This window comes from Nonomuraea sp. NPDC047529 (assembly GCF_040642995.1).
In the GTDB taxonomy this organism is placed as follows: domain Bacteria; phylum Actinomycetota; class Actinomycetes; order Streptosporangiales; family Streptosporangiaceae; genus Nonomuraea.
On the sequence record NZ_JBEYTJ010000014.1, the window covers coordinates 26,095 to 52,635 of the forward strand.

Here is a 26,541-nt window from a genome sequence, read left to right on the forward strand (position 1 = left end):
GTCGGTCGGAGATCCTAAGGTAGGGGCATGCGGGCTAATGAGGAGGCGGCGGCGGCGCTGCAGGAATACGCGGAGCTGTTCGCGCTGAGCGGCGGCGACGCCTTCCGGGTGCGGAGCTACCAGAAGGCGGCCAAGGCGATCGCCGGGTTCCCCGAGGACATCTCGGAGGTCGACGTGCGCGGCGTCCCCGGCGTCGGGGAGGCCATCGCCAAGAAGATGGAGGAGTTCCTCCAGCGCGGCAGCTTCCGGCAGCTCGACGACCTGCGGGGCCGGGTGCCCGAGGGCGTGCGGCGGCTGACCCGGGTGCCCACGCTCGGCCCCAAGACGGCCATCATGCTCTTCGAGGACTACGGCATCGACTCCACGGTGGCGCTGGGCGAGGCCATCACCTCCGGCCGGCTCGACGGCGTCAAGGGCCTGGGCCCCAAGACGCTGGCCAACCTGCTCAAGGGCATCGAGCAGCTTGAGCAGGCGGGCCGGCGGGTGCACATCGGCGTCGCCATGGCGCTGGCCGAGCAGGTCATCGGCTCGCTCAAGGCCGAGCGCATCGCGTACGCGGGGTCGCTGCGGCGGATGAAGGACACGATCGGCGACATCGACATCCTGGCGGTGGCGCCCGAGTCGGTCATGGCCGACTTCCGCGCGCAGCCCTACGTGGCCGACGTCATCGCCGCCGGCGACAAGAAGACCTCGATCCGCACGACCTCCGGCGTCCAGGTCGACCTGCGCCTGATCCCGGCCGGGTCGTGGGGCGCGGCGATGCAGTACTTCACCGGCTCCAAGGAGCACAACGTGACCATCAGGGAGATGGCGGTGAAGAAGGGCTGGAAGCTGTCCGAGTACGGGCTGTTCGAGGGCGAGCGGGTGATCGCCGCGGAGTCCGAGGAGGACATCTACGAGGCGCTCGGCATGCAGTTCGTGCCGCCGCCGATGCGCGAGGACGGCGGCGAGGTCAAGGCGGCGCTGCGCGGCGAGCTGCCCGTGCTGGTGGAGCTGGCCGACCTCAAGGGCGACCTGCACACCCACACCGACCTCACCGACGGCATCGCCTCGTTGGAGGACATGGTGGCCGCCGGGGCCGCGCGCGGCTACTCCTACTACGCGGTCACCGACCACGCGCCCGACCTGGCCATGCAGCGCATGACGCTGGACAAGGCGCTGGAGCAGCGCGGGCGGGTGGCCGAGCTGCAGAAGAAGTATCCGCACATGCGCATCCTGCACGGGTCGGAGCTCAACATCGCGCCCGACGGCTCGGTCGACTGGCCCGGCGAGGTCCTGCGCGAGTTCGACGTGTGCGTGGCGTCGGTCCACTCGCACTTCGGCATGTCGCGGGAGGAGATGACCCGCCGCTTCATCGCCGCCTGCGAGAACCCGTACGTCGACATCATCGGCCATCCGACCACCCGGAAGATCGGCAAGCGGCCGCCGGTCGAGGCCGACTGGGACGCCGTCTTCCGGGCGGCCGCCCGTACGGGCACCGCGATGGAGATCGACTCCTATCCCGACCGGTCCGACCTGCCGGCCGACCTGGTGCGGCTGGCCAAGCACCACGGGGTGAAGTTCTCCGTCGACAGCGACTCGCACGCGATCCCGCACCTGGCCCACCAGCGGTTCGGGGTCGGGATCGCGCAGCGGGCCTGGCTGACCGGCGACGACGTCATCAACACCTGGCCGCTCGACCGGCTTCTCGCCTTCCTCGGGCGCTAGTCCCGTCCCCGTCCCGCGTCGGAGGGCGGGTCGGGTGCGGCCCGCACCCAGCGCGGGCCGCACCCGAGCCTGGAGGCGGGGGTCCGCCGCGGGCGGTCGCCGCCTTCGTCCTGGAACGGGCGTCCACCCAGATTTCTGCTCTAAAATTCGGACTTAACACCACAAATTAGAACATTTGCCGCATTCTTGCCGCGCCGCGCGCAGATCATCCCGCTTCGCTAGCTTGGACGGCGATGAAGGACAACCATCCCCCGGCCCGGCCCACCGAACGGGCATCCGGGACGAAGAGCAGGCGGCGCTGGTGGCGCATTCTCGTCGCCGTACTGGCCTCGTTGCTGCCGGCCGCCGTCGGCGGGGTCGCGCTGGCCTACCCCTCGCTCGCCGCCACCACCTGCCCCGGCTGCTACGGCCTGACCGAGCTGCACCCGGGCGTCTACACCGAGGACGGCCTGACCCCCGCCCAGCGCACCCGCGTCGGCGAGGTGGCCGAGCAGGCCGCCCGCCGGGTCACCGGCTTCTACGGCACCCGCCTCAGCTCCCCCGGCCTGCTCGTCTGCCTGACCGACACCTGCTACCGGCGCATCGGCGGCGGCCAGGAGCGCGGCGTCGCGGTGCTCAACCGGTCGGTCATGCTCTCGCCGCGCGGCCTCGACCCGGTGATCGCCTCGCACGAGCTGTCCCATGTCGAGCTGCACGCCAGGCTCGCCTCCTCCGCCGCCGTCCCGCAGTGGTTCGACGAAGGGCTGGCGGTGGTGGTCTCGGGCGACCCGCGCTACCTGGCCCCGGAGTCCGCGCCGGACCGCTGCCTGGTGGCGCCGTCCGGGCCGCTGCCGGTGACGCTGGAGGAGTGGCTGCGGACCGCGAGCGCGGACCCCGCCACGTACGCCAGGTCGGCCTGCCAGGTGAGCCGCTGGCTGCGGGAGAACGACGGCCGCACCGGACTGCTCGGCCTGGTGGCCCGGCTCAACGCCGGCGAGCCCTTCTCCACCCTCGTCCGGACGCCCTGACGAACCACCCCGAAAGGCACGGTTGCCGCACCCACGCCGTTGGGTAGGTCTCGTCACGGCCGGAACGGTCCCAGATCCGGGACAGGATTCGGCAGGCACTCGCACGCGGAGACAGCGCGAGGAGATTAAATGGTTTCCAGGTAGGAAATACGTCTTGCGAGAGGTGGCTCCCATGAGGCAAGTCGCGGCGACGATCGTCAAACCGCTCCCCGACCACCTGTTCCTGGTCCACGACGGGAACGCGGAGATGCGATGGGAGGCGATGTCCGGGGTCGGCTACCACACGCCGAACGACCGCTTCTTCGTCAGGAACCACACCTCCACGCCGCTGATCGACGCCGCCGCCTGGCAGCTCCACCTGCACGGCGCCGGGCTGCGCGCGCCGCGCGCCTTCACCTACGACGAGCTGCTGTCGATGCCCTCGCGCACCCACGACGTCGCCATCGAGTGCGCCGGCAACGGCCGCGCGTTCTACGGCACCCAGCAGGGCGACCCCGCGCCCGGCGCCCAGTGGGGGCTGGGCGCGGTCGGCGTGGCGAGGTGGCGGGGCGTGCCGCTGCGCCACCTGCTCGCCGAGGCCGGGCTGCGTCCCGAGGCCGTGGACGTGCTCCCCACCGGCCTCGACGCGCCCTTCGAGCACCACGGCCACGTCCGCCGTCCGCTGCCCGTGGCCAAGGCCGTGGACGACGTGCTGGTGGCGTACGAGATGAACGGCCGGCCGCTGCCTCCCGACCACGGGTTCCCGGCGCGGCTGGTGGTGCCGGGGTGGGTGGGCATCGCCTCCATCAAGTGGCTGGGGGACATCGAAGTCTCCACGAGCAAGCTGTTCACGCCGTGGAACACGGTCTTCTACCGGGACGTGGCGGCGCAGCCCGTGAAGAGCGCCTTCGAGCTGCCCTGGGACGCCCGGCTGCCGATCCGCGGCCCGCACGCCTGGCGTGGCCGTCCGGGGCCGCACGTGCTGCGCGGCCGGTCGTGGTCCGGGCGCGGCCGGATCGTCAAGGTCGAGGTCAGCTTCGACGGCGGCCGGACCTGGCACCTGGCCGAGCACCACGGTCCGCACCTGGTCGGGGCGTGGTTGCCGTGGCACGTCCAGTGGGCGCCGAAGCACCTCGGGTCCGCCGTGCTGATGGCCAGGGCCACCGACGAGACCGGCGCCACCCAGCCCCTGCGCACGCCCAAGCACCCCTTCGGCTACTCCTTCGACGCGGTCGTGCGTCATCCCGTGCAGGTGGTCAACGGATAGGTAAGTGTCACGAACGCGGCTGAGCTGGCCCTTCACGAAAAGGTGGTCCGGAGGTGTGCATTTCATCTGAAAGACTCTCGCGGAAACGTTACGGAAATGACACCGTGCGAGGCTTTCGCACACGACGAAGAAGGGAGAGCAGATGCGCCAGCTGACCCCGTTGGACGCCCAGTTCCTCCATGTCGAGTCCGAGACCACCGCGGCGCACGTCGCCGGGCTGGCGGTCCTCGACCCGGCCGGCGGCGCGGTGGACCGGGACGCGCTGGCCCAGCTGCTGCTGGACCGCGTCCACCTCTCCCCCGCGCTCAGCCTGCGCCTGGTCGAGGTGCCGTTCGGGCTCGACCGTCCCTACTGGTGCGCCGATCCGGCCTTCGACCTGGGCAACCACCTGTTCGAGACGACGCTGCCCGCGCCCGGCGACGACGCCGCGCTGGCCGAGGCGGTGGCCGCGATCCACGAGCGCAGGCTCGACCGGTCGCGTCCGCTGTGGGAGATGCACCTGATCAAGGGCCTGGCGGGCGGCCGGGTCGCGGTCTACACGAAGGTGCACCACGCCGCCATCGACGGTGTGTCGGGCGCGGAGACCCTGGCGACCCTGCTCGACCTGACCCCGGAGGGGACCCGGGAACGACGGCCGCGTCCGGCGGCGCCGCGGCAGGACGCGCCGGGCCTGATGGAGATGCTGGCCGGCGCCGCCGTGCGATCGGTCACCCATCCGGTGCGGGCGGCCCGCTCGGCGGTCAGGGCCGCGGGCGACCTCGACGCGATCCCGCTGGCCGGCGCGCTGCCCGGCGCGAAGGCGATCGCCAGGGCCGCCCGGCTGGTGGCCGGCGACCAGAAGGAGCGGCCCGAGCTGCCGGGCCTGACCGCGCCGCGCACGCCGTTCAACGGGCCGATCAGCGCGCGGCGGGAGCTGTCGTTCGGGTCGGTGCCGCTGAAGGAGGTCAAGAAGGTCGCCAAGGCCAACGGCATCAGCGTCAACGACGTGGTGATGGCGCTGTGCGCCTCGGCGCTGCGCTCGTGGCTGGACGAGCGGGACGCGCTGCCGGAGGAGCCGCTGGTGGTGGCCGTGCCCGTGGCGGTGCGCACGGGCGGCGCCAAGGACGTGGTCGGGAACCAGATCGCGGCCATGGTGGCGCCGATGCCGACGAACGTCCCCGACGCCGGGGAGCGGCTGCGGGCGGTCGGCGAGACCATGAACAGGGCCAAGCGGCGCTTCGCGCTCGCGCCGCCGAGCTGGCTCGGCGAGCTGTGCTCGCTGCTGCCCGCGCCGGTCACCAGCCTGGCCACCCCGGCGATCTTCCGGCTGGCCGGCTCGGCGTTCCCGCCGATCAACCTGATCATCAGCAACGTGCCGGGCCCGCAGTTCCCGCTCTACATGTGCGGCGGCCGGGTGCTGGCCTACTACCCGCTGTCGGTGCTGACCGACCTGTCCGGCGGCGTGAACATCACCTGCTTCTCCTACGACGGCATGCTCGACTTCGGCATCGTGGCCTGCCCCGAGCGGGCGGACGACGTGTGGGGCCTGCTCGGCCACCTGCGCGACGCCCTCGACGAGCTGCTAGCCGAGTGCGTGGGCGATGAGTTCGGCGACGGCGTCGGGGTCGATCTGGTGACCGGTTAGCTGGCAGAGGTTCTCCTGGTAGAGCAGCACGGCGGCGAACGTCGCCGCGGCCACCTCCAGCCGCGCCGCGTCGCCGCGCGTGCCGGGCAGCGCGAGCTCCAGCGCGAACCTGGCCCTGCTGATCAGCTCGCCGTTGAGCCTGCCGAGCCGCTCCTTGACCGAGCCGTGCGTGTCGGCCTCGCGGAACAGGATGCGCCGCATCGCCGGTGAGGCCCGCAGCGGCAGCCCGCGCGCCAGCCGGGCGAGCGTGCCGGCCGGGTCGCCGGGCACGGCGTCGACCTCGCGGCCCTCCTCGACCAGGGTGCGCTCGTCGACCAGGGCGACGAGTACGTCGATCTTCCGCGGGAAGTAGTGGAAGATCAGGCCCTTGGGGACTCTCGCGAGCCTGGCTATCACCGCGGTCGGAGTGGCCTCGTAGCCGCCGCCCGCGAACAGTTCCTCGGCCGCGTCCAGGATGCGCGTGCGCGCGTCACCGATCGACACAGCTCGCACCCTAACGCCACCTGCGACTTCGTCGCCATCCCGCCGGGGCGAGAGCCTGCTGCCCTTGGGCCGTCATGTAGCATATGAGACGTAAATGTCTCATATTCGACGGAGTTGTCTCATGGTGGTGAGCCGGGAGCAGATCATGACCGCGGCGATCCAGCACCTCAACGAACATCCGGCCGCCTCGATGGCCCAGCTCGCCGAGGCGGTGGGGATCAGCAGGGCCACGCTCCACCGGCAGTTCAGCAGCCGCGAGGAGCTGATGACGGCGCTCGGCCACCGCGCGCACGACCGGTGGCACGACCTCCAGGTGCGCGCGGACGTCAGGTCCGCCGCCGCCTCCGACGACCCCCACCTGATCCGGCAGGCCCTGGAGGCCCTGCTGGAGGGCTGGATCGACGTGGCCGACGACTACGGCTTCGGCCTGACCGACTACGCGATGGCCGTGCACCCGGAGCTGCTGCGCCGCGCGGACGAGCTGGAGGAGCACGAGATCGCGCTCTTCGCCGCCGCCCAGCGGGCCGGCCTGCTGCGCGCTGACCTGCCCGCCCGCTGGATCAGCAACACGGTCTACGGCCTGCTCGTGGCCGTCCGGGAGAGCCTGCGCCGCGGCGACGTCGCCCGCAGGGACGTGCCCAGGCTGCTGCGCGAGACGTTCCTGACCGGCGCGGGCGCCGGGGGGTGGTCGTGATGACGGCCACCGGCGTCCCGGCGCGCAGGCGGTGGGCGGGCCTGGCCGTGTTGTCGGCCAGCGTGCTGCTCGTGGTCATGGACATGACCGTGCTCAATGTCGCCCTGCCCGCGATCACCGAGGACCTGCGGCCGACCTCGGTCGAGCTGCTGTGGATGGTGGACGCGTACTCGCTGGTGCTGGCCGGCCTGCTGGTCACGGCGAGCGCGCTGGGCGACCGGTGGGGGCGCAAGCGCATGCTGCTGGCCGGGTTCGCCGTGTTCGGGCTGGCCTCGACGGCGGTCCTGGCGGCCGACTCGGCCGCCGAGGTGATCGCCGTACGGGCGCTGCTCGGCGTGGGCGGCGCGATGATCATGCCGTCCACGCTGTCCATGATCCGGAACCTGTTCACCGACCCGGGCGAGCGGGCCAGGGCGCTCGGCGTCTGGTCGGCGATGGCGGCGATGGGCGCGGCGCTCGGCCCGATCCTGGGCGGGTTCCTGCTGGAGCACTTCGCCTGGCAGTCGGCGTTCCTGGTGAACGTGCCCGTCATGGCGGTGGCCGTGGTCGCCGGGCTGCTCCTGCTGCCGGAGACGCGCAACCCCCGGCCGGGCCGGTGGGACGCGCTGGGCACCGTCCTGTCGATGGCGGGCATGGCCGCGCTGCTGTACGCGGTCAAGACGTTCGGCAAGGACGGCCTGACCTCGCCCGCCGCCCTGGCCGCCACCGCGGTCGCGGCGGTCGCGCTGGGCTGGTTCGTGGTGCGGTGCCTGCACAGGCCCGATCCGCTGCTGGAGATCAGGCTGTTCCGCAGCGGGCCGTTCTCGGCGGGCGTGGTGACGGCGCTGACCACGTCGATCGCGATGGCCGCCGTGCTGCTGCTGCTCGCGCAGTGGATGCAGCTCGTCCAGGGATACGCGCCGCTGGAGACGGGCGTGCGACTGCTGCCCGCCGCGCTGGCCGCGCTGATCGCCTCGCCGCTCGCGCCGGTCCTGGCCGAGCGCGTCGGCGCCCGCCCGGTGCTGACGGGCGGGCTCGCGGTGACGGGGCTGGGGTTCCTGCTGCTGGCCCTGGCGCCGCACCCGCTGGGCTACTGGCCGGTCGCCGTCGCGCTGGCGCTGATCGGCGCGGGCAACGGCGCGCTGGCCATCGCCTCCGCGGTGATCATGGCCGGTTCGCCGCCGGAGAAGTCGGGCAGCGCGGCGGCCATCGAGGAGACCAGCTACGAGGTGGGCGCCGCGCTCGGCGTGGCCGTGCTGGGCAGCGTGGCCGCCGTGGTCTACCGGGACGGGCTGAACTACGGCGGCCCGGCCGCGGGCGCGGCGCGCGAGTCGCTGGGCGGCGCGCTCGACGTGGCCGCCGAGCTGGGGGCTCAGGGGGCGCGGCTGGTGGAGACGGCCAGGACGGCCTTCACCGACTCGCTGGCCCTGACCTCCGGGGCGGGGGCGGCGCTGATGCTGATCGGCGCGCTGGCGGTCTGGCTGCTCACCCCGCGCGCCCTCGACCTGGCCTCCGTGGAGCACTGACGTCAGGTCCGCGACCAGGCACGGACGTGACCGGGGCGCCGTCCGTGCCTCTTCGCCGGGGGCGCGGATAATGGCCGCATGAGATCAATAGGCACGACGGACCTGTCCGTTTTCCCGATATCGCTCGGCACCAACGTCTTCGGCTGGACCGCGGACAAGGAGACCTCGTTCGCGATACTCGACGCCTATGTCGAGGGCGGGGGCAACTTCATCGACACGGCCGACGTCTACCCCCACTGGGTGACCGGCGAGTCCACGTCCGAGCTGATCATCGGCGAGTGGATGGCCGACCGCGGCAACCGCGACTCCGTGGTCGTGTCCACCAAGGTCGGCATGCTGGAGGGGCTCGAAGGGCTGGCCCCGGCCACAATCCGGACGGCCGTCGAGGACTCGCTGCGCCGCCTGCGCACCGACTACATCGACCTGTACTGGGCGCACGTGGACGACCACGACACGCCTCTGGTGGAGTCGCTGGCCGCCTTCGACGCGCTGGTCAGGGAGGGCAAGGTGCGTCAGGTCGGCGCGTCGAACTACGGGCCGGAGCGGCTGGCCGAGGCCCTCCGGATCTCCCGGGACGAGGGGCTGGCCTCGTACGTGGCGTTGCAGCAGCCGTACAACCTGGTCGACCGGGGGTATGAGGGCGAGCTGCGGGACGTGGTGGCGGCGGCCGGTCTGTCGAGCACGCCGTACTTCGGGCTGGCCCGCGGGTTCCTGACCGGCAAGTACCAGCCCGGCGTCACCGTCGACAGCCCGCGGGCCGGGAAGGCGGCCGAGTACCTCGACACCGAGCACGGGCGCAGGGCGCTCGAAGGGCTGCTGAAGGTGGCGGCCGAGCGCGGTGCGGAGCCCGCCTCGGTGGCGCTGGCCTGGCTGGCCGCCCAGCCCACGGTCACCGCGCCGATCGCCAGCGCGCGCGACCCGCGCCAGCTCAAGCCGCTGCTGGCGGCGGCGGAGCTGGAGCTGAGCGAGGAGGAGCTGACCCTCCTCGACGAGGCCTCCCGCCCCTGACACCACGAACCAGGGTGGCAGGCGGCCCCGGGCCGGCAGGTCAGTGCGCGCGGCCGGCCAGGGAGAGGCAGAGCTCCTTGAGCTGGGCGGCGGCCGGCAGGCATTCGTCCAGCACGTCCAGCGCCACGGTCAGGTGCCGGGCGGCCAGCCGGTCGGCGGCGTCCCGGCCGCCCGCCTCCTCGATCAGGCAGGCGGTCAGGGTCAGGGCCGCGTCGTCGGTCTCGCCGGCGGCGAGCGCGTCGGCCAGGCGGCCGGCGGCGGGCTTCCCCGAGCCCAGCGCGGCCAGGATCGGGACGGTCTTCTTGCGCGATCGCAGGTCACTGTGCACCGGCTTGCCGGTGACCTGCGGATCCCCCCAGATCCCCAGCACGTCGTCGGCGATCTGGAAGGCCACGCCGAGCTCCACCCCCATGGCCCACATGCGCTCGGACAGCTCGGGCCGGCCCCCAAGCGCGACCCCCGCCGCGGCGGCCGCCCCCAGCAGCGCGCCGGTCTTGCCCGCCGCCATCTCGGTGTACTCGGCCATGCTCACCTCCCCGGGCCCGCTCCAGGGACGGCTCTCGAACGCCATGTCGGCCGTCTGGCCCTGGACCAGCTCGACGAGGGCTCGCGACAGGTAGCCCATCGCCTCCGGACGGTCGGCGAGCCGGGCCACGGCCAGGGCCAGCAGCGCATCCCCGGCCAGGAGGGCCGGCCCCACCCCGTACGCCTTCCACAGGGCGTCCCGGTGCCTGCGTCTTTCGTCCTGGTCGATGATGTCGTCGTGCACGAGGGAGAAGGCGTGCACGAGCTCGACCGCGACGGCCCCCGGCAGCGCGGACTCGGCGGTGCCGCCGGCGGCCTCGGCGCTGAGAAGGGCGATGGCCGGTCGCACGCTCTTGCCGCCCGCACCCTCGTACGGGCGCCCCTCGGCGTCCGACCAGCCCAGGGTGTAGGAGACCATGTCGGCTCCCCGCGGGTGGAGGCGGGAGACGGCGGCGCGCATGGCGGGCTCCACCAGGCGGCGGCAGCGCGCGATCACGTCGGTGTCCGGCAGGGACGGTCCGGTGCGGCTGAGGTTCACAAGATGTTCCCGTCAAACTTCGATCTTGAATGTCTATGTACGGTCATGTGATACTCCAGCCTGAGTTTAACTTTCGTCATTAAATGTCCGTTATGTAAGACGGGCGCAGAGGAGACACGCCCGTGGCGGACAATGCCACTGCCACCAGAACTGTCCCTTTCCTCGGCAGGCTCAGCAGACACCACCGCATCCCGGTACACGCGCTGGAAGAGGCCGGCGCCGAGGCCGGCGGCCGGGTCGTACGGCTCAACATGGGCCCCTTCCGTCCCTACCTCGTCACCCACCCCGACCACGTCGAGCACGTGCTCACGGTCCGCCAGGCCAACTACGTGCGCGCGGGCATGTTCTGGGACCCGCTCGCGCCCCTGCTCGGCGAGAGCATCCTGTCCGACGGCGAGAACTGGGCCGACAGCCGCCGCATCCTCCAGCCGCTGTTCACCGCCCGGCGCGTCAACGCCATGGCGGAGAACATGGCCCGGATCATGGACGAGCTGATCGAGACGACCGTCGTCCCCGGACGGCCGTTCGACGTGACCGAAGGCATGGGCGCCCTGGTTCACCCGGTGATCGTGCGGCTGTTCTTCGGGGCGAAGATCTCCATGGCGGACATCGACCGCCTGGCGCCGGCCTATGACGTCGCCGTCACCGCCAAGGCGCTGCGCCTGGTGCTGCCGTTCGTGCCGCACCGGGTGCCGCTGCCGGGCGACCGGGCGTTCAGGCGAGCGATCAAAACCATCGACGAGGTCGTCTACGGCTGCATCGCGCGGGCCCGCCACGAGGAAGGCGACGACGTGATCTCGCGCCTGGTCAGAACGAGGGCGGACGACGGCGGCGACCGGCGCATCAGGGACGACCTCGTCGCCATGCACGGCGCCTCCACCGAGACCACCACCACCGCGATGTCCTGGGTCTGGCCGACGCTCCAGGCGCATCCGGAGATCGCCGCGAAGGTGTACGAAGAGGTGGACCGCGTGGTGGGCGACGAGCCAGTCGGCATCGCCCACCTGCCGCACCTGCGGTACCTGAAGATGTTCGTCAGCGAGCTGCTGCGGCTCTACCCCCCCGGCTGGCTCCTGCCCCGCAGGACCGTCGAGGCCGACGTGGTCGGCGGGGTCGGCGTCGAGGCCGGCTCCACGATGATCCTCAGCCCCTACCTGACGCACCGGCTGCCGGAGTTCTGGGACCGCCCCGCCACGTTCGACCCCGGACGCTTCGCCCCCGGCGGGGACGCCCGGCGGCACCGCTACGCCTACTGGCCCTTCGCCGCCGGGCCGCACGTGTGCCTGGGACAGCACCTGTTCGCGTTGAAGGCGCCGCTGCTCATCGCCGGCATCCTGCGCAGGTACCGCCCCCACGTGCACCTCGACCGGCCGATCGTGCCGCGCCTGGCCTCCACGCTGCGCCCGCCGCACGGATTGACCATGACACTGGAGAAGCGACGGTGAACCCCTTCGACATCGGCCGCGCCTGCGCCCTGGCCGTGGCCGGCGGGCGGGAACTGGCCGGGCACGCCACGCGCTTCGGTGACCTGTTCCCCGCCGGCGCCTTCGACGCCGGGCTGCACCTGTCCCTGGGCCTCGCCGGCGCCTTCGGCTCGCCCTTGGCGACCGCCGCCGAGCTGCGGGCCGTCAACCGGGCCTCGCTGCTGGTGTTCGCGGTGGACCGGCTGATCGACCACGAGGCCGGCACGCGCGAGGAGGTCGCGGCGCTGATCGGCGACTGCCTGTCGGAGTCCCCCGCCGGGCCGGCCGGCGCGTTCGCCGCCGACCTGCGGGCGGAGCTGGACACCACGCCGGAGCTCGCGTCGGCCTGGCGTGACCGGCTCGCGCGCATGCTCGCGGCCATGGCCCGCGAATGGGAGTGGAGCCGCGCGGACGAGCCGCCCGCCGTCGAGGAGTACCTGGCCAACGCCGACAGCTGCGGCGCCTCCTTCGTGGCCGTCTCGCACTGGATCGCCACCGGCCAGGTGGGCGCGCCGGGTGACCTGGAGGTCCTGCGCCCGGCGGGCGAGGCGGTGCAGCGCTACCTGCGTCTGCTCAACGACCTGGCCACGCACCACCGGGAACGGGCGTACGGCGACTGCAACGCGTTCACCCTAGGCCTGACCCACGACGAGGTGACCGAGCGGATGGCCGTGCTGGCCCGCGAGGCGCACGCGCTGATCGAACCGCTGCGCGGCGACCATCCGCGCCCGGCCGACTACCTGGCATGGCAGATCGACTACAGCACAGGCTTCTACGGCCTGTCCGACTTCTGGGCGGCGACGTGAACCTCTCCGAACAGGCCTGTCTCCTGGTCAACGAGCTGATGGCCACGCCGTGGGGCCAGGTGTCGCCGTCGGTCTACGAGACCGGCCGCCTGGTCACGCTCGCCCCCGGCCTGGCCGGGCACCGGGAGCGGGTGGCATACCTGCTGGCGGAGCAGCACGGCGACGGCGCCTGGGGCGCGCCCGACGGCTACGGGCTGGTGCCCACGCTGAGCGCCACGGAGGCCCTGCTCACGGCGATCGCGCGCGGCGACGGCGACGACGGCCTCCTGCTCCCGGCCGCCAAGGCCGGGCTGGAGGCGTTGCGTCCCATGCTGGCCGCGGCGTCGGAGCCGCCGGACACGCCGGCCATCGACCTGATCGTCCCCGCCCTCGTCGAGCTGGTGAACCGGCACCGTCCGGAGGGCTCCCCGCTGCCGCTGCCCCCCACCATGGACACCACCCGGCTCACCCGGGTCAGGCGGCTGCTGGCGTCCGGCGCCGAGCCGCCGCAGAAGGTCCAGCACGTGCTGGAGGTCGTCGGGGCGACGGGGGCGATACGACCGGCGCCGATCGGCACCGTCGGCGCCTCGCCCGCGGCCACCGCCGCCTGGCTGTCGGCCCGGCCCGATCCCGAGGCCGCGGGCCCGGCCCTCCACCACCTGCGGGCCGTCGCCAGACGGTACGGCGGCCCGGTGCCGGTGGGGCTGCCGATCACCGTCTTCGAGCGGGCCTGGGTGCTGAGCTGGCTGCTCAGGGCTGGCGTCCCCGTGGACGTGCCGCCGGAGATGACGGCCGACCTGTGGGCCGCGATCGGGCCCGCGGGCACCCCAGCCGGGGCCGGTCTGCCCGCCGACGCCGACACCACCAGCGTCGCGCTCTACGCCCTGGCCCTGCTCGGGGTCCCGTACGAGCCCTCGTCGCTGGCGACGTTCGACACCGGCGCGCACTTCTGCACCTGGCAGGGGGAGGACGGCACGTCCGTCAGCGTCAACGCCCACGTGCTGGACGCGCTCGGCCAGTACGCGCGGGTCAGGCCGGCGGCCGGGGAGGCGTACCGGCCACGGATCGAGCGGGTGGCGAGGTGGCTGGCCGAGCGGCAGCGGCCCGACGGGAGCTGGAGCGACAGGTGGCACGCCTCCCCGTACTACGCCACGTTGAGCTGCATGCTGGCGCTCGGCGAGTTCGGCGGCGCCCGATACGCCGGGGCCGTGCGCAAGGGGCGGGAATGGATCCTGTCCACGCAGCGGGCCGACGGATCCTGGGGCCGGTGGGCAGGCAGGCCGGAGGAGACGGCGTACGGGATGCAGGCCCTCCTGCTGGCCGGCCCCGAGCCGGACGAACGGTGCGCAGGGGCGGCGCGGCGCGGTTATGAGTACCTGAATCGGGCAGCCAATTTATCCGACTATCCTCCGTTGTGGCATGACAAGGAGCTTTACTCGCCGACAGCCATCGTGCGGGCAGCGGTCATCGCCGCTCAGCATGTCACGATATGTAGCACCGAAGGAAATTCCAGGTGCGAAAACAGGACATAATGCCCTTTATGGTGCTCTAGCGTGTTGAGGCAGTATTCCTGCGTTGCTAGGGTGATCCGAGTGCCGGATTCCTGGAGTGCCCCTTTCTCTGCCTTGACATGGCCTGCTGACCCCGCGGTCTTTTCTTCCGGAGGGCTTCATGCGCTTCCGTAATGCCAGTGTCCGGGCCAAAGTCACGGCGCTTATCGTGTCGCTCACGCTGTTGTGGGTGTTCGCGGCCTGGGTCACGCTGCGGGAAGGCGTCAACCTGCTCGGGGCCGCGACGGTCGACGGCAGGATCGTCGAGCCGAGCGAGCCGCTGCTGGTGGAGCTCCAGCGCGAGCGCCGGCTGACCGTCGCCCACCTCGGCACCGGATCCCGCGTCGTGGACAAGGGCATGCGCGACCAGCGAGCCAGGACCGACTCCCTGCGCGCCGAGTTCACCTCCATGGCCCAGGGCAACGTCGTCGACCTCGCCGCCGAAGACTCGCTCGTCCAGCGCATCGCCGCGGTCAACGCCGAGCTGGACAAGCTCGTGGCCGCGCGCAAGGCGATCGACGCCGGCAAGACGGAACCGTCCCGGGCGGCGCAGCAGTACAACACCACGATCGACGCGATGTACCGCATGTACGACTCCGTGGCCGCCTTCGACGACAAGGACATCGCCGCGGACGGCCGCGCGCTGTCGGACATGCACCGCTCCCGGGAGTTCCTGGCCCGCGAGGACTCGCTGCTGTCCGGGGTGTTCGCCAAGGGCAGGTTCACCGCCGACGACCACGCCGAGTTCCTCAGGATGTCGGCCGTCTTCCACTACACGCTGACCGACGCGCTGAACCGGCTGCCCTACGAGGACCGGGCCACCTTCGACGCCTGGCTGAAGAGCGAGCCCGTCGTCCGGCTGCAGACCATGGAGGCGCAGCTCATCCGGCACGAACCGGGAGCGGGTCCGCTTCCGGTGAGCGGCGAGAGCTGGCGCGTGGCGGCCGACGCGACGCTCTCCGGCATGCACGCGCAGGTGGTCGCGGGCGGTGACCGCCTGTTCGACCGGATCGTCCCCGTCGCGATCGGCGTCATCGTGCGGCTGCTCCTGGCCGGTGGTCTCGGCCTGATCGCCGTCATCGCCTCGATCGTGTTGTCCATCACCACGACCAGGCAGCTGCTCGCCCAGCTCCAGAAGCTGCGCGACGCCGCGCACGAGCTGTCCGACGAGCGCCTGCCCGGCATCGTCGAGCGCATCGGCCACGGCGAGGAGGTGGACGTCGCCAAGGAGGCGCCCGCGCTGGAGTTCGGCGACGACGAGATCGGCCAGGTGGGCCAGGCGTTCAACACCATGCAGCACACGGCCATCACCGTCGCGGCCGAGCAGGCCGAGCTGCGCCGCAGCATCCGCGACATCCTGCTCAGCCTGGCCCGCCGCACGCAGGGCCTGGTGCACCGGCAGCTCACCGTCCTGGACGTGATGGAGCGCCGGGAGACCGACCCGGAGGAGCTCAAGGAGCTCTTCCGCCTCGACCACCTGGCCATCCGGATGCGGCGCAACGCCGAGAACCTGATCGTCCTGTCCGGTTCGTCGCCCGCCCGTACGTGGCGGCGGTCCGTCCCCATGGTGGACGTGGTGCGCGGCGCGCTGGCCGAGGTCGAGGACTACACCCGGGTCACGCTCATGCCGATGGGCGAGGTCGTGCTCGTCGGCCGGGCCGTCGGCGACGTCATCCACCTGCTGGCCGAGCTGATCGAGAACGCCGTGTCGTTCTCGCCGCCGTACACGAACGTGCAGGTCAGCGGGCAGCTCGTGGCCAACGGGTACGTCATCGAGATCGAGGACCGCGGGCTCGGCATGAAGCCCGAGGACCTCGACGCCGCCAACGAGCGCATCGCCGACCCGCCCGAGTTCCGCATCTCCGGCACCGCCCGGCTGGGCCTCTACGTGGTCAGCCAGCTCGCCCGGCGGCACGACATCCAGGTCGTGCTGAAGTCCTCCCCGTACGGGGGGACCACGGTCGTGGTGCTGCTGCCGCAGGAGCTGGTCGAGCTCGACCCGGCGCCGCGGCACCCGGAGGGCGACGACCGGCCGAGCCTGCCCCGCCGTACGAGCACCGGGACCACGCTGGCGACGGTCGCGCGGCCCGCCGAGAACGTCCGCACCCTGACCCCGCCGCGTCCCGCCCCCATGTCCGCCCCCGCCCCGCTCCACGCGGTGGCCAACCCCTTCCCAGCACCAGCACCCTCGCCTTCACCTGAACCAGAACCGCCCGCGGAACCGGAGCAGCAGCCTGTGGCCGAGTTCACGCCGTCCGGCCTGCCCTTCCGAGTCCCCCAGGCCAACCTGGCGCCAGCGCTGCGTGACGACACGCCGACGCAGCCCGATTTCGAGGAGGACGATGACGAGCGCTCGCCCGAGGAGATCCGCGCCATGATGGGATCCCTGCAGTCAGGCACCCGTCTTGGCCGCACCGAGGCGGCCAGGCTGATGGAAGAGCAGCCGGGGGGCGAGGCATGACCGCCGCGGCCCGGCTCCCGACGGGAGGCCCGACATGACGCCCACCGCGGGCACCGACCTCAACTGGCTGCTCGACGACCTGATCGGCCGGATCAAGGAGGCCGAGCACGCCATCGTGCTGTCCTCCGACGGCCTGCTCATGGCCTCGTCCGCCGGTCTGCAACGCACCGACGGCGAGCACCTGTCGGCCGTCGCCTCCGGCCTGCAGAGCCTGGCCAAGGGCGTCGCGGACCACATCTCCGCCGGTCCGGTGCGGCAGACGGTCGTGGAGTGGAAGTCGCAGTTCCTGATCGTGACCACCGCCGGCGAGCGCGCCTGCCTGGCCGTGCTCTGCGCCCAGAACGCCGACATCGGGCTGGTGGCGTACGAGATGGCGATGCTGGTGGCGCGGGTCGGCCAGTACCTGACCTCCGGCGCGCGCAACGCCGAGGCCGTGGCCAGGAGCGACCGGTGAGCACCACGGAGGAGTCCACGGACGAGCACTGGATAGATCCGGAGATCATCCGGCCCTATGTCGTCACGCGCGGGCGGACCCAGCCCGCGCACGGCAAGTTCGACCTCATCTCCATGGCGCTGGCGGTGGGTCCGCCGCCGGGCCCCGACGCCGGGCTGGACCCCGAGCACCTGCGCATCCTCCAGCTCTGCCGCGAACCCAAGTCGGTCGCCGAGATAGCCGCGCACCTGAACCTCCCGGCCGGCACGATCCGCGTGCTGCTAGGCGACCTGTTCGACCGTGAACTCGTCTCTGCCCAGGAACCGCAATCCGAGGTGGACATGCATGACATGAAGATGTACAGGGCGGTGCTCGATGGTCTTCGCTCGCTCTGAGCGCCCGCGCCTCCCGACGGCGATCAAGATCCTGATCGCCGGAGGATTCGGCGCGGGCAAGACGACGATGGTCGGCGCCGTGTCCGAGACCAGGCCGTTGCGCACCGAGGAGGTGCTGACCGACCGAAGCGTGGGCGTCGACGACCTCACCTCCGTGGAGGCCAAGCGCACCACCACGGTGGCCATGGACTTCGGACGCATCACCCTGGGCACCGACTACGTCCTGTACCTGTTCGGCACCCCGGGGCAGGAACGCTTCTGGTTCGTGTGGGACGAGCTGGCCGAGGGCTCCCTGGGGGCCGTCATCCTGGCCGACACCCGCCGCCTGGCCGACTGCTTCCCCTCGGTCGACTACTTCGAGCGGCGCGGGACGCCGTTCGTGGTGGCGGTGAACTGCTTCGAGGGGGCGCCGACGTTCGAGCTGGACGAGGTGCGGCTGGCGCTGCAGCTCAACCCGTCGATCCCGATCGTGATGTGCGACGCGCGGAAGCGGGACTCCAGCCGGGAGGTGCTGATCACCCTGGTCAAGCACTCGGCCCGGCTGCGCGCGGAGCCCGTCGGGAGCTGAGCCGCCCAGAACCCGAGCCGACCGGTGGCCGCGCCGGTCGGCTCACCTGGCGGGCCTGGGACGATGGGCCCATGAGAGCCTCCTGGCGCAACACGACGCACGACTGGACGGGCACGGTCGACGTCGAGCATCTCGCCCACGTCCGCGCCCGTCCCGACGTGTTCGCCGCCGGCGGCGTCCGGCACCTGGTGCTGGAGGTCCTCGCGTACGCGGCCGACGAGGCGGAGTCCCGTGGCGGCGGGCGCTGCGTCGTCGTCCTGCGCCCGGACGGGTCCGTCGAGGTCGCCGACGACGGCCGGGGCACCGACACCCGCCTCGACGAGCACGGACGTCCGGTGCGCAAGCCGGTCATGGCGACGAAGGACCTGCGCTTCTTCGACCACCCCGAGGCCCCGGCGCTGCCCGACGGCCGCCCGCGCCGGGGCATGTCCGTCGTCGCGGCGCTCAGCACGTGGCTGGTCCACACCAACCGCCGCCTCGACGGCTCCTGGAGCGGCCGCTACGAGCACGGCGTGCCGGTGACCGGCCTCGAACCCGTCGCCGACGACGGCACGACCGGGACCGTCGTCCGGTTCCTCCCGCAGGAGGGCCTGCCTCCGCTCGGCGCGCTGACCGCCGCCGACCTGGCCTGGCCCCACCTGGCCGTCGAGGTGGACGACCGGCGGGGCTGAGGCCCGGGTCAGGGGATCTGCAGGGCGAGCAGGGCGACGTCGTCGCGGGCGCCGTGCTCGGTCATCACCCGCAGGGCGCGGTCGCAGACCGACTCGGCGTCGCCGGGTCCGGCGGCCAGGGCGGCGCGCAGGTCGTCCAGCCGCCGGGTCAGCGGCTCGTCGCGGGTCTCGACCAGGCCGTCGGTGTACAGCAGCAGGGTCGAGCCCCTGGGCAGGACGAACGTCTGCCCGCCGTAGGCGAACCCGGGGTCCACGCCGAGCGCCTGGCCGTGGTGCGCCTCCAGCAGGCGTACCGCCCCCGTGGACGGCACCAGCATCGGCGGGACGTGACCGGCGTTCGCGATCTCCAGACGGCGCTCGGCCGGGTCGTAGACGGCGAAGAGCATGGTGGTGAAGTAGCGAAGGCCGCCCTGGGTGACGAACACGTTGAGACGTTCGAGCAGGCGGGCGGGGCGCACGCCTTCGAGGGCGTAGGCGTGGACGGCGGCGCGCAGCCTGCCCATGAGCGCGGCGGCCTCCACGCCCTTGCCGACCACGTCGCCGATCACCAGGGCCACGCGGCCGCCGGGCATGGCGATGACGTCGTACCAGTCGCCGCCGACGAGCCGTCCTGAGGTGCCGGGCTCGTAGCGGGCGGCCAGGCGCAGGCCGTCGAGGTCGGGCAGCCGGGCCGGGAGCAGCGAGCGCTGGAGGCTGAGGGCGGTGCGGTGCTCGCGGGCGTAGGCGGCGGCGTTGTCGAAGGCGAGGGCGGCGCGGTCGGCCAGCGCGGTCAGGAAGGCGCGGGCCTGCGGGTCGGCGGTCGCGGCGGCGGGCTGGGCGAGGCTGACCACGCCGACGCTCCCACGCCGTCCCCGCAGGGGTAACGCGAGGAGCCCGGCGGGGTCGGGCGGGGGTGGACCGTGCAGCAGGGCGCGGGCCGGGTCGGATGCGGGCGGGGTGCGGAGGAGGGTGCGGGCGGGGGCGGGGAGGTCGGGGGTGGTGCGGACGGCCTGGCGGCGCGGGGGCGGTGGCGGGCCTCCGGGAGCGTCCGCGTCGTCCGGGACGAGCCAGACCGCGCAGCCGGCCGCGTACTCGGGCACCAGGTGCTCGCACAGCACGCCGGCGATCTCGTCCGGGTCGAGGCTGGCGTGCAGGCGTTCGCCCAGCTCGGCCAGGGCCCGGATGCGCCGGGTCGCCTCGGCGCGCCGACGCAGGGCACGCAGGTGGGTGCCCACCCTGGCGACCAGCTCGGCGGCCGTGAACGGCTTGATCAGGTAGTCGTCCGCGCCCGACTCCAGGCCCTCGACGGTGGCCTCCTGGCCGGCCCGCGCGGAGACCATGATCACGGGGATGGTGCGGGTGCGTTCGTCCGCGCGCAGGGCGCGCAGCAGGCCGTACCCGTCGAGGCCGGGCATCATGACGTCGGTGAGCACCAGCTCGGGCGGCGCCTGCGCGACGGCCCGCAGGGCGGCCTCGCCGTCGGCGACGGCGGCGACCCGCCAGTGCGGGGACAGCAGGCGGACGAGATGCGCCCGCATGTCGGCGTTGTCGTCGACGACCAGCACCTCGGGCGCCCGTTCCGCGGCGGCGGGGTCGTTCGGGACCCAGCCGAGCGCCTCCTGCACGAAGGCGGCCGCGTGGACGCCGCTCCCGGCGGCCGTCCCGGACGCCTGCCCGTCGGGTGCGAACGGCAGCAGGACCGTGAACGTGCTCCCCTCCCCCAGCACGCTCTCCACCTCGATGACACCTCCGTGCCGCTCCACCAGCTCCCGCGTCAGCGCCAGCCCGATGCCGCTGCCCTCGCCGCTCCTGGCCCGCGTGCCGGCGACGCGGCGGAACCGTTCGAACAGCCGGGGCAGCTCGGCGGCCGGGATTCCGACGCCGGTGTCGCCGACGGTGACCCTGGCCCGGTCGCCCGCCACGTCCACGCGGACCCTGATCTCCCCGCGCAGGGTGAACTTGAACGCGTTGGACAGCAGGTTGAGCACGACCTTCTCCCACAGGTCGGGATCGACGAGGACCGGCCTGGGCAGCGGCGGGCAGTCCAGGACGAGGCTCAGCCCGCCGCGCTCGACCGCCGCCTGGAACAGGCTGGCCACCTCGGCGGTGAGCGCGCCGAGCTCCACCGGCCGGGGCTCGGCGGGCAGCGCGCCCTCCTCGCCCCTGGAGAACTCCAGCAGCGTGTTGACCAGCTTGAGCAGCCTCAGCGCGTTGGCGTGCACGGTACGGACCCGCTCCCGGTCGGCCTCGCGCAACACCGAGCCGAGCAGGTCCTCGGCCGGGCCGAGCATGAGCGTGAGCGGCGTGCGGAACTCGTGGCTGAGGTTGGCGAAGAACATGGTCTTGGCCCGGTCCAGCTCGGCCAGTTGCTCGGCGCGGCGGTGCTCGGCCTCGAACGCGGTGGCGTTGGCCAGGGCCGCCGAGATGTGGTTGGCGGCCAGGCCCAGGAAGGTGTGGCAGTCGGCGTCGAGCGGGCGGGCGCTGTTGACGCCGGCCACCAGGAACCCGGCCGGGTGATCGGCTCCCGCCTGCTCCAGCGGCAGGACCAGGGCGGTGTCCGGCGGGTCGAACCCGGGCCTGACCAGCCGGGCGAGCGCCTGGTCGGGTGGGCAGGGCGTCACGACGCGGCCCTTCTCGGCGGCCTCGCGCAGCGGCCAGCGGGTGCTCTCCTCCTCGTCCAGGAGGAGGGTGGCCGGGCTCAGCGCGCCGCCGGGTTCCAGGCCCGCGGCGGCGGCCAGGCGGGCGGTGCGGCCGTCGGCGTCCAGCAGGTAGAGCAGCGCGAACGGCACGTCGTCGCGGTGCCGGGCGAAGACGGCGGCCGCCTGCGCGCAGGCCTCGGCGGCGGAGGTGGCGGTCATGGTCCGCTCGCCGAGGTCGCTCAGCACGGCCAGCCTGCGTTCGCCCACCACCCGGCCGGTGGTCTCGGTGACGGCGCAGAACACCCCGCCCACGCCGCCGGACTCGTCGCGGATCGGGCTGAAGGAGAAGGTGAAGCAGCACTCCTCGGCGTACCCGCTGCGCCGCAGCACGAGGTGCAGGTCGTCGGAGTACGTCGCCTGTCCCCGGTCGAGCACCTGGTGGAGCATCGGGCCGACGACGTCCCAGATCTCCCGCCAGCACTCGTCGGCGGGCTGGCCGAGCGAGCCGGGATGCTTGCCGCCGAGGATCGGGACGTAGGCGTCGTTGTAGAGCTGCGCCAGCTTGGGGCCCCAGAAGATGATCATGGGGAAGCGGGAGGACAGGCAGATGCCGACCGGGCCGGTCAGGCTCTGCGGCCAGCTCTCCGGCGGGCCCAGCGGGGTGCGCTCCCAGGGGTGGCTGCGCATGAGCGCCCCCATGGCCCCGCCCGCGCCGAGCACGGCGTCCATGGCGGACCGGTCCTCGCACAGCCGGTCGGGTGGCTGGTCGGACGCGCCGCCGGAGGGCTTGCCTGAAGGCCGAATGGCGTCCATCTCAACCTCCATACGCTCGGAGGCGTCCAGATTATGCTTGTTCGCTCGCCGCGCGCCTCCCCCTGCCGTACGCACGTGAACGGGGCCCGGCCGGTGACAGGCCGGGCCCCGTTCACGCGGGGGGGGTGGGTCAGTGCTCGGTGGCCTTCTCGGCGCCCACGCCGGTCAGCGAGCGCACCTCGATCTCGGCGTACTTGGCGGCGTTGTACTCCTTGCTGAGGATCGTCCCCAGCCAGCCGAACAGGAAGCCGAGCGGGATCGAGACGATGCCCGGGTTGCTCAGCGGGAACCAGTGGAAGTCCACGCCGTGGATCAGCGCGGTCACCGCGCCGCCCGCGGGCGGCGGCGGGGCCGAGACCACCGGCGAGAAGATCACCAGGATCAGCGCCGAGCCGAGGCCGCCGTAGATGGCCGCGACCGCGCCCGCCGTGTTGAACCGCTTCCAGAACAGGCTGTAGAGGATCGCCGGCAGGTTGCCCGAGGCCGCGATGGCGAAGGCCAGGGCGACCAGGAACGCCACGTTCTGGCCCTGGGCCAGGATGCCGAGGCCGATCGCGATGGCGCCGATGACCAGGGCCGAGACGCGGGCCACGACGACCTCCTGCCGCTCGCTGGCGCCGCCGCGCTTGAAGACGTGCGCGTACAGGTCGTGGGCGAAGCTGGAGGAGGAGGCCAGGGTCAGGCCCGCGACGACGGCCAGGATCGTGGCGAAGGCGACGGCGCCGATGAGCGCGAGCAGGATCGTGCCGCCGACGTCGCCGAACATCTGGGCGCCGATACGTTCGGCGAGCAGCGGGGCGGCGGTGTTGGCCGCCTTGTCGGCCTTGAGGATGTCGGTCTTGCCGACGATCGCCGCCGCGCCGAAGCCGAGCACCAGCGTCAGCAGGTAGAACACGCCGATGATGCCGATGCCCCACAGGACGGACTTGCGGGCGTCCTTGGCGGTCGGGACGGTGTAGAAGCGGATGAGGATGTGCGGCAGGCCAGCCGTGCCGAGCACCAGCGCGAGGCCGAGGCTGATCAGGTCGATCTTGCCCGCCAGGCCCTGGGCTTCGGTGCCGTACTTCAGGCCCGGGATGAGGAAGTTGCCCGGGTTGGCCTTCGGGCCGCTGGTGGCGGCGGCCTCGCCTAGCAGGGACGAGAGGTTGAAGCCGTACTTGCCCAGCACCATCAGCGTCACCAGCGCGGCGCCGGTCATCAGCAGCACGGCCTTGACGATCTGGACCCAGGTCGTGCCCTTCATGCCGCCGAAGACCACGTAGACGATCATCAGGGCGCCCACGCCGATGATCGTCCAGACCTTGCCGGCCTCGCTGGTGATGCCGAGCAGCAGGCCGACCAGCGCGCCCGCGCCGACCATCTGGGCCAGCAGGTAGAAGATGCTGACCACGATCGTGGACACGCCCGCCGCCGTGCGCACCGGACGCGGGCTCATCCGGAAGGCCAGCACGTCGGCCATGGTGAACTTGCCGGAGTTCCGCATCAGCTCGGCCACCAGCAGCAGCGCCACCAGCCAGGCGACCAGGAAGCCGATGGAGTAGAGGAATCCGTCGTAGCCGGAGACGGCGATGATGCCGGCGATGCCGAGGAAGGAGGCGGCCGACATGTAGTCGCCGCCGATCGCCAGGCCGTTCTGGACGCCGCTGAAGGACCGGCCGCCGGCGTAGTAGTCGGCGGCCGTCTTGGTCTGGCGGCTGGCCCAGAACGTGATGGCCAGGGTGCCGGCGACGAAGGTGAGGAAGAGGATCATCCCCAGCGTCGTAGAGCTCACTGCGTCTTCTCCTCGACCTCGTGGCGGAGCTTGTCGGCGATCGGGTCGAGCTTCCTCTCGGCGTGCCGCGCGTACGCCCACGCGATGAGGAACGTCGAGACGAACTGCAACAACCCGAAGACCAGCCCGACGTTGATGTCGCCGAGCAACTTGATGCCCATGAAGTCACGGGCCCAGCCGGACAGCACCACGTACAGCAGGTACCACAGCAGGAAGGCCACCGTCATGGGGAAGGTCCAGCGGCGGAAACGCCGTTTCAACTCCTGGAACTCAGTGCTCTCCTGTACCTGTTCATAGACAGACGCGTCATGTTCTCTGGTCGTCACGAGACCTCCACTGTGATGCGGATCACGCCCAACGTAAGAGCGCAACCTACCCGTCGTGGAGAGCCGCGGGGGCGCTGTTCGGCGAGCCGCTCGCGTACCGCGATTAGTTGGGGATGGCCTGCGGTGAAAGGTCTGTTCAGCGCGATGAGCGGTCGGGTATTCCGTTCACCCCGATATCGGGCCCGCGTTGCCGGGCAGGGCGTCCAGAGCCTGGGCCAGGTCCTCGATCAGGGTCTGGGCGGGCTCCAGGCCGATCGACAGGCGGGCCAGGCCGACGGGGATGCCCATGGTGGCCCGTACGCTCTCCTCGATGGTGAGGGCGGGCGCGTTGACCAGGCTCTCGAAGCCACCCCAGGAAACACCAATCCTGAAATGTCGCAATTTATCGAGAAAAAGTGCGGCTTGTTGGCGATCGTCGGTGGCGAGTTCGATGCTGAACAGGCTGGAGAAGCCGGACATCTGGCGCGACGCGATCGCGTGGCCGGGATGGGAGGGCAGCCCCGGATGGTTCACCGCGCGTACGGCCGGATGCCCCTCCAGGAACGCCGCCACCGCGAGCCCCCGCTCCTGGTGGGCGGCCATCCGGACGGGCAGCGTGCGCAGCCCCTTGATCACCTTGGCCGCGTCGTGCGGCGACATGGCCGCGCCGTAGAGCTGGTACTCCGTCAGCGCCAGCGGCCGGATCAGCCGGGACGGCCCGACCACCACGCCGCCGACCAGGTCGCTGTGCCCGCCGACGTACTTCGACAGCGAGTGCACGACCAGGTCCACGCCGAGCGTCAGCGGCTTCTGGAACAGGGGGGTGGACCAGGTGTTGTCCATGACGGTGACCAGCCCGCGCCCGCGCGCCCAGTCGGCCACCCCCGCGATGTCCACGATCTCGTACGCCATGTAGGAGGGCGACTCGAAGTAGAGTAGGCGCGTGCTCGCCCTGATAGCGCTGTCACATCCCGCGAGGTCGTCGACGTGCGTATGCGTGACACCGAACTTCTCCAGGTAGCGCAGGAACTGCGTGGTCGGCCCGTACACCGCGCCGAGCACCAGCACATGGTCACCGGCGGAGACCAGCGAGGAGATCGTCGCCGAGATGGCGCCCATCCCCGAGCCGAAGCACTTGGCCCGCTCACCGCGTTCCAGCGCGGCCAGCTTGCGCTGCGCCACGTCGACGGTCGGGTTGGTGCCGCGGCCGTAGACGTACCGCTCGTCCTCGTCGCGGATCGCGGCTCCCAGTTCGGCCGCCGTGGCGAAGGTGAACAACGAGTTCTCGAACACCGGCGGGTTCACCGCGCCCAGCGTCCACGGCTCGTCCTCGCCCATCCGGCCGCAGATCCATTCATCCTCCATGGGGGGAGACTATGACAAACCGGAAACCCACCATGGCGGACGTCGCCCGGCACGCGGGCGTCAGCCTGAAGACCGTGTCCCGCGTGGTCAACCAGGAGCCGCACGTCCGGGCGTCGCTCCAGCAGCGCGTGCACGACGCGATCAGCGCGCTCGGCTTCCGCCGCAACGAGGCCGCCGCCCGGCTGGCCCGCGGCGCGACCATGCTGACGCTCGGCCTGGTCATGGAGAACATCTCCAACGAGTTCTACGCCCGTCTCGCCGCCGCGGTGGAGGCCGCGGCGGCCGAGCAGGAGGCGCTGGTGGTGTTCGGTTCGTACGAGGAGCGGCCGGACAAGGAGCGCATGCTGATCGAGTCGATGCACGCGCGGGGCGTGGACGCGCTGATCGTCGTGCCGTCGCCGGCCGACCACGCGTGGCTGGCCGAGCACGGCGGCCCGCGCACGGTCTTCGTCGACCGCGTCCCGCGCGGCCTCGACCACGCCGACGTCGTCATGCTGGACGACGAGCGCGGCGGCCGGACCGCGACCGCGCACCTGCTCGCCCACGGGCACCGCCGCATCGCGCTGATCTCCGACGACGACGGGCTGAGTTCGGTGCACGACCGGGCCCGCGGCTACCGGGCGGCGCTCGGCGCGGCGGGGGTGGCGGCCGACGAGGCGCTGGTGGTGCGGGGGGTGTTCGATCCGGGGCGGGTGTCGTACGAGGTGGGGCGGCTGCTCGGCCTGCCCGACCCGCCGACGGCGTTCTTCGCGACGAACAACCGGGCGGCGATCGGCGTCCTGCAGGCGTTGCGGGGGCGTCCCGAGCGGCCGGCGTACGTGGGGTTCGACGACTTCGCGCTGGCGGACCTGTTCAGCCCCGGCGTGACGGTGGTGCGTTACGACATCGGCCGCCTGGCGCGCGGGGCGGTGGAGCTGCTGCTGGATCCCGTACGCGAGCCGCGCCGGATCAGGGTGCCCGTCGAGCTGGTCGCCCGGGGGTCCGGGGAGCTCCCGCCTCCCTGACC

Annotated in this window: 22 protein-coding genes; 16 read left to right on the forward strand and 6 right to left on the reverse strand. The window is 72.3% G+C overall.

Features of this window, described 5'->3' with window-relative positions; genetic code table 11:
• The first annotated feature begins 27 nt into the window (after positions 1 to 27).
• The 4 genes from polX (at position 28) to ABZ815_RS23030 (ending at position 5,584) form a co-directional block, all read left to right on the forward strand.
• Positions 28 to 1,707 (forward strand): DNA polymerase/3'-5' exonuclease PolX, encoded by a 1,680-nt coding sequence (gene polX / locus ABZ815_RS23015; RefSeq protein ID WP_357701032.1) that lies wholly within the window; start codon positions 28 to 30, stop codon positions 1,705 to 1,707.
• A gap of 233 nt (positions 1,708 to 1,940) precedes the next feature.
• Positions 1,941 to 2,714 carry a hypothetical protein gene (locus tag ABZ815_RS23020; protein WP_357701034.1) on the forward strand — a complete coding sequence of 258 codons (774 nt, stop codon included), beginning with the start codon at positions 1,941 to 1,943 and terminating at the stop codon, positions 2,712 to 2,714.
• Between the two features lie 172 nt (positions 2,715 to 2,886).
• Complete coding sequence (locus ABZ815_RS23025; RefSeq protein ID WP_357701035.1) at positions 2,887 to 3,960, forward strand: sulfite oxidase; 1,074 nt, start codon at positions 2,887 to 2,889, stop codon at positions 3,958 to 3,960.
• 142 nt (positions 3,961 to 4,102) lie between these two features.
• Positions 4,103 to 5,584: a wax ester/triacylglycerol synthase family O-acyltransferase gene (locus tag ABZ815_RS23030; RefSeq protein ID WP_357701037.1), complete on the forward strand. Its 1,482-nt coding sequence runs from the start codon at positions 4,103 to 4,105 to the stop codon at positions 5,582 to 5,584.
• Here ABZ815_RS23030 and ABZ815_RS23035 read toward each other — a convergent pair.
• Positions 5,522 to 6,067, reverse strand: a complete 546-nt coding sequence (locus ABZ815_RS23035; RefSeq protein WP_357701039.1) for a helix-turn-helix domain-containing protein — start codon at positions 6,065 to 6,067, stop codon at positions 5,522 to 5,524. The genes ABZ815_RS23030 and ABZ815_RS23035 overlap by 63 nt on opposite strands.
• A 121-nt stretch (positions 6,068 to 6,188) precedes the next feature.
• On the opposite strand from ABZ815_RS23035, the gene ABZ815_RS23040 reads away from it, so the two are divergent.
• The 3 genes from ABZ815_RS23040 to ABZ815_RS23050 all read left to right on the forward strand — a co-directional run bounded on the left by ABZ815_RS23040 (position 6,189) and on the right by ABZ815_RS23050 (position 9,274).
• On the forward strand, positions 6,189 to 6,761 hold the full coding sequence (locus ABZ815_RS23040) for a TetR/AcrR family transcriptional regulator (RefSeq protein WP_357701041.1): 573 nt from the start codon (positions 6,189 to 6,191) through the stop codon (positions 6,759 to 6,761).
• A complete protein-coding gene (locus tag ABZ815_RS23045) occupies positions 6,761 to 8,266 on the forward strand; it encodes an MFS transporter (RefSeq protein ID WP_357701043.1) in 1,506 nt (501 codons plus the stop codon). Before ABZ815_RS23040 ends, ABZ815_RS23045 begins: the two co-directional genes overlap by 1 nt.
• A gap of 78 nt (positions 8,267 to 8,344) precedes the next feature.
• Positions 8,345 to 9,274 (forward strand): aldo/keto reductase, encoded by a 930-nt coding sequence (locus ABZ815_RS23050; RefSeq protein WP_357701045.1) that lies wholly within the window; start codon positions 8,345 to 8,347, stop codon positions 9,272 to 9,274.
• A 40-nt stretch (positions 9,275 to 9,314) separates the two neighbouring features.
• Here ABZ815_RS23050 and ABZ815_RS23055 read toward each other — a convergent pair whose 3' ends face one another.
• On the reverse strand, positions 9,315 to 10,337 hold the full coding sequence (locus ABZ815_RS23055) for a polyprenyl synthetase family protein (protein ID WP_357701047.1): 1,023 nt from the start codon (positions 10,335 to 10,337) through the stop codon (positions 9,315 to 9,317).
• 122 nt (positions 10,338 to 10,459) lie between these two features.
• Between ABZ815_RS23055 and ABZ815_RS23060 the strand changes: the two genes are divergently transcribed.
• The 8 genes from ABZ815_RS23060 to ABZ815_RS23095 all read left to right on the forward strand — a co-directional run bounded on the left by ABZ815_RS23060 (position 10,460) and on the right by ABZ815_RS23095 (position 18,663).
• Positions 10,460 to 11,782: a cytochrome P450 gene (locus ABZ815_RS23060; protein ID WP_352356938.1), complete on the forward strand. Its 1,323-nt coding sequence runs from the start codon at positions 10,460 to 10,462 to the stop codon at positions 11,780 to 11,782.
• Complete coding sequence (locus ABZ815_RS23065) at positions 11,779 to 12,606, forward strand: hypothetical protein (RefSeq protein ID WP_357701049.1); 828 nt, start codon at positions 11,779 to 11,781, stop codon at positions 12,604 to 12,606. The genes ABZ815_RS23060 and ABZ815_RS23065 overlap by 4 nt, the downstream gene beginning before the upstream one ends.
• Positions 12,603 to 14,117: a prenyltransferase/squalene oxidase repeat-containing protein gene (locus ABZ815_RS23070; RefSeq protein WP_357701051.1), complete on the forward strand. Its 1,515-nt coding sequence runs from the start codon at positions 12,603 to 12,605 to the stop codon at positions 14,115 to 14,117. The genes ABZ815_RS23065 and ABZ815_RS23070 overlap by 4 nt, the downstream gene beginning before the upstream one ends.
• A 187-nt stretch (positions 14,118 to 14,304) precedes the next feature.
• Positions 14,305 to 16,596: a nitrate- and nitrite sensing domain-containing protein gene (locus ABZ815_RS23075; protein ID WP_357701053.1), complete on the forward strand. Its 2,292-nt coding sequence runs from the start codon at positions 14,305 to 14,307 to the stop codon at positions 16,594 to 16,596.
• A gap of 34 nt (positions 16,597 to 16,630) precedes the next feature.
• Positions 16,631 to 17,050 (forward strand): roadblock/LC7 domain-containing protein, encoded by a 420-nt coding sequence (locus ABZ815_RS23080; protein ID WP_357701054.1) that lies wholly within the window; start codon positions 16,631 to 16,633, stop codon positions 17,048 to 17,050.
• Positions 17,047 to 17,424, forward strand: coding sequence for a DUF742 domain-containing protein (locus ABZ815_RS23085; RefSeq protein WP_352356948.1), 378 nt, complete (start codon positions 17,047 to 17,049; stop codon positions 17,422 to 17,424). Before ABZ815_RS23080 ends, ABZ815_RS23085 begins: the two co-directional genes overlap by 4 nt.
• Positions 17,405 to 17,992, forward strand: coding sequence for an ATP/GTP-binding protein (locus ABZ815_RS23090; protein WP_357701056.1), 588 nt, complete (start codon positions 17,405 to 17,407; stop codon positions 17,990 to 17,992). Before ABZ815_RS23085 ends, ABZ815_RS23090 begins: the two co-directional genes overlap by 20 nt.
• Positions 17,993 to 18,063: 71 nt before the next feature.
• Positions 18,064 to 18,663 (forward strand): hypothetical protein, encoded by a 600-nt coding sequence (locus tag ABZ815_RS23095; RefSeq protein WP_357701058.1) that lies wholly within the window; start codon positions 18,064 to 18,066, stop codon positions 18,661 to 18,663.
• An 8-nt stretch (positions 18,664 to 18,671) separates the two neighbouring features.
• On the opposite strand, the gene ABZ815_RS23100 is transcribed toward ABZ815_RS23095, so the two are convergent.
• The 4 genes from ABZ815_RS23100 to ABZ815_RS23115 form a co-directional block, all read right to left on the reverse strand.
• The gene (locus ABZ815_RS23100) at positions 18,672 to 22,094 is read right to left on the reverse strand and encodes a SpoIIE family protein phosphatase (RefSeq protein ID WP_357701060.1); all 3,423 of its coding nucleotides are present in this window, start codon (positions 22,092 to 22,094) and stop codon (positions 18,672 to 18,674) included.
• Positions 22,095 to 22,224: 130 nt separating this feature from the next.
• Positions 22,225 to 23,844 carry a cation acetate symporter gene (locus ABZ815_RS23105; protein ID WP_357701343.1) on the reverse strand — a complete coding sequence of 540 codons (1,620 nt, stop codon included), beginning with the start codon at positions 23,842 to 23,844 and terminating at the stop codon, positions 22,225 to 22,227.
• A gap of 17 nt (positions 23,845 to 23,861) precedes the next feature.
• Positions 23,862 to 24,191 (reverse strand): DUF485 domain-containing protein, encoded by a 330-nt coding sequence (locus ABZ815_RS23110; protein ID WP_357701062.1) that lies wholly within the window; start codon positions 24,189 to 24,191, stop codon positions 23,862 to 23,864.
• A gap of 165 nt (positions 24,192 to 24,356) precedes the next feature.
• Positions 24,357 to 25,535 (reverse strand): PLP-dependent aspartate aminotransferase family protein, encoded by a 1,179-nt coding sequence (locus tag ABZ815_RS23115; RefSeq protein WP_357701064.1) that lies wholly within the window; start codon positions 25,533 to 25,535, stop codon positions 24,357 to 24,359.
• Positions 25,536 to 25,546: 11 nt separating this feature from the next.
• On the opposite strand from ABZ815_RS23115, the gene ABZ815_RS23120 reads away from it, so the two are divergent.
• On the forward strand, positions 25,547 to 26,539 hold the full coding sequence (locus ABZ815_RS23120) for a LacI family DNA-binding transcriptional regulator (RefSeq protein WP_357701066.1): 993 nt from the start codon (positions 25,547 to 25,549) through the stop codon (positions 26,537 to 26,539).
• Positions 26,540 to 26,541: the final 2 nt, after the last annotated feature.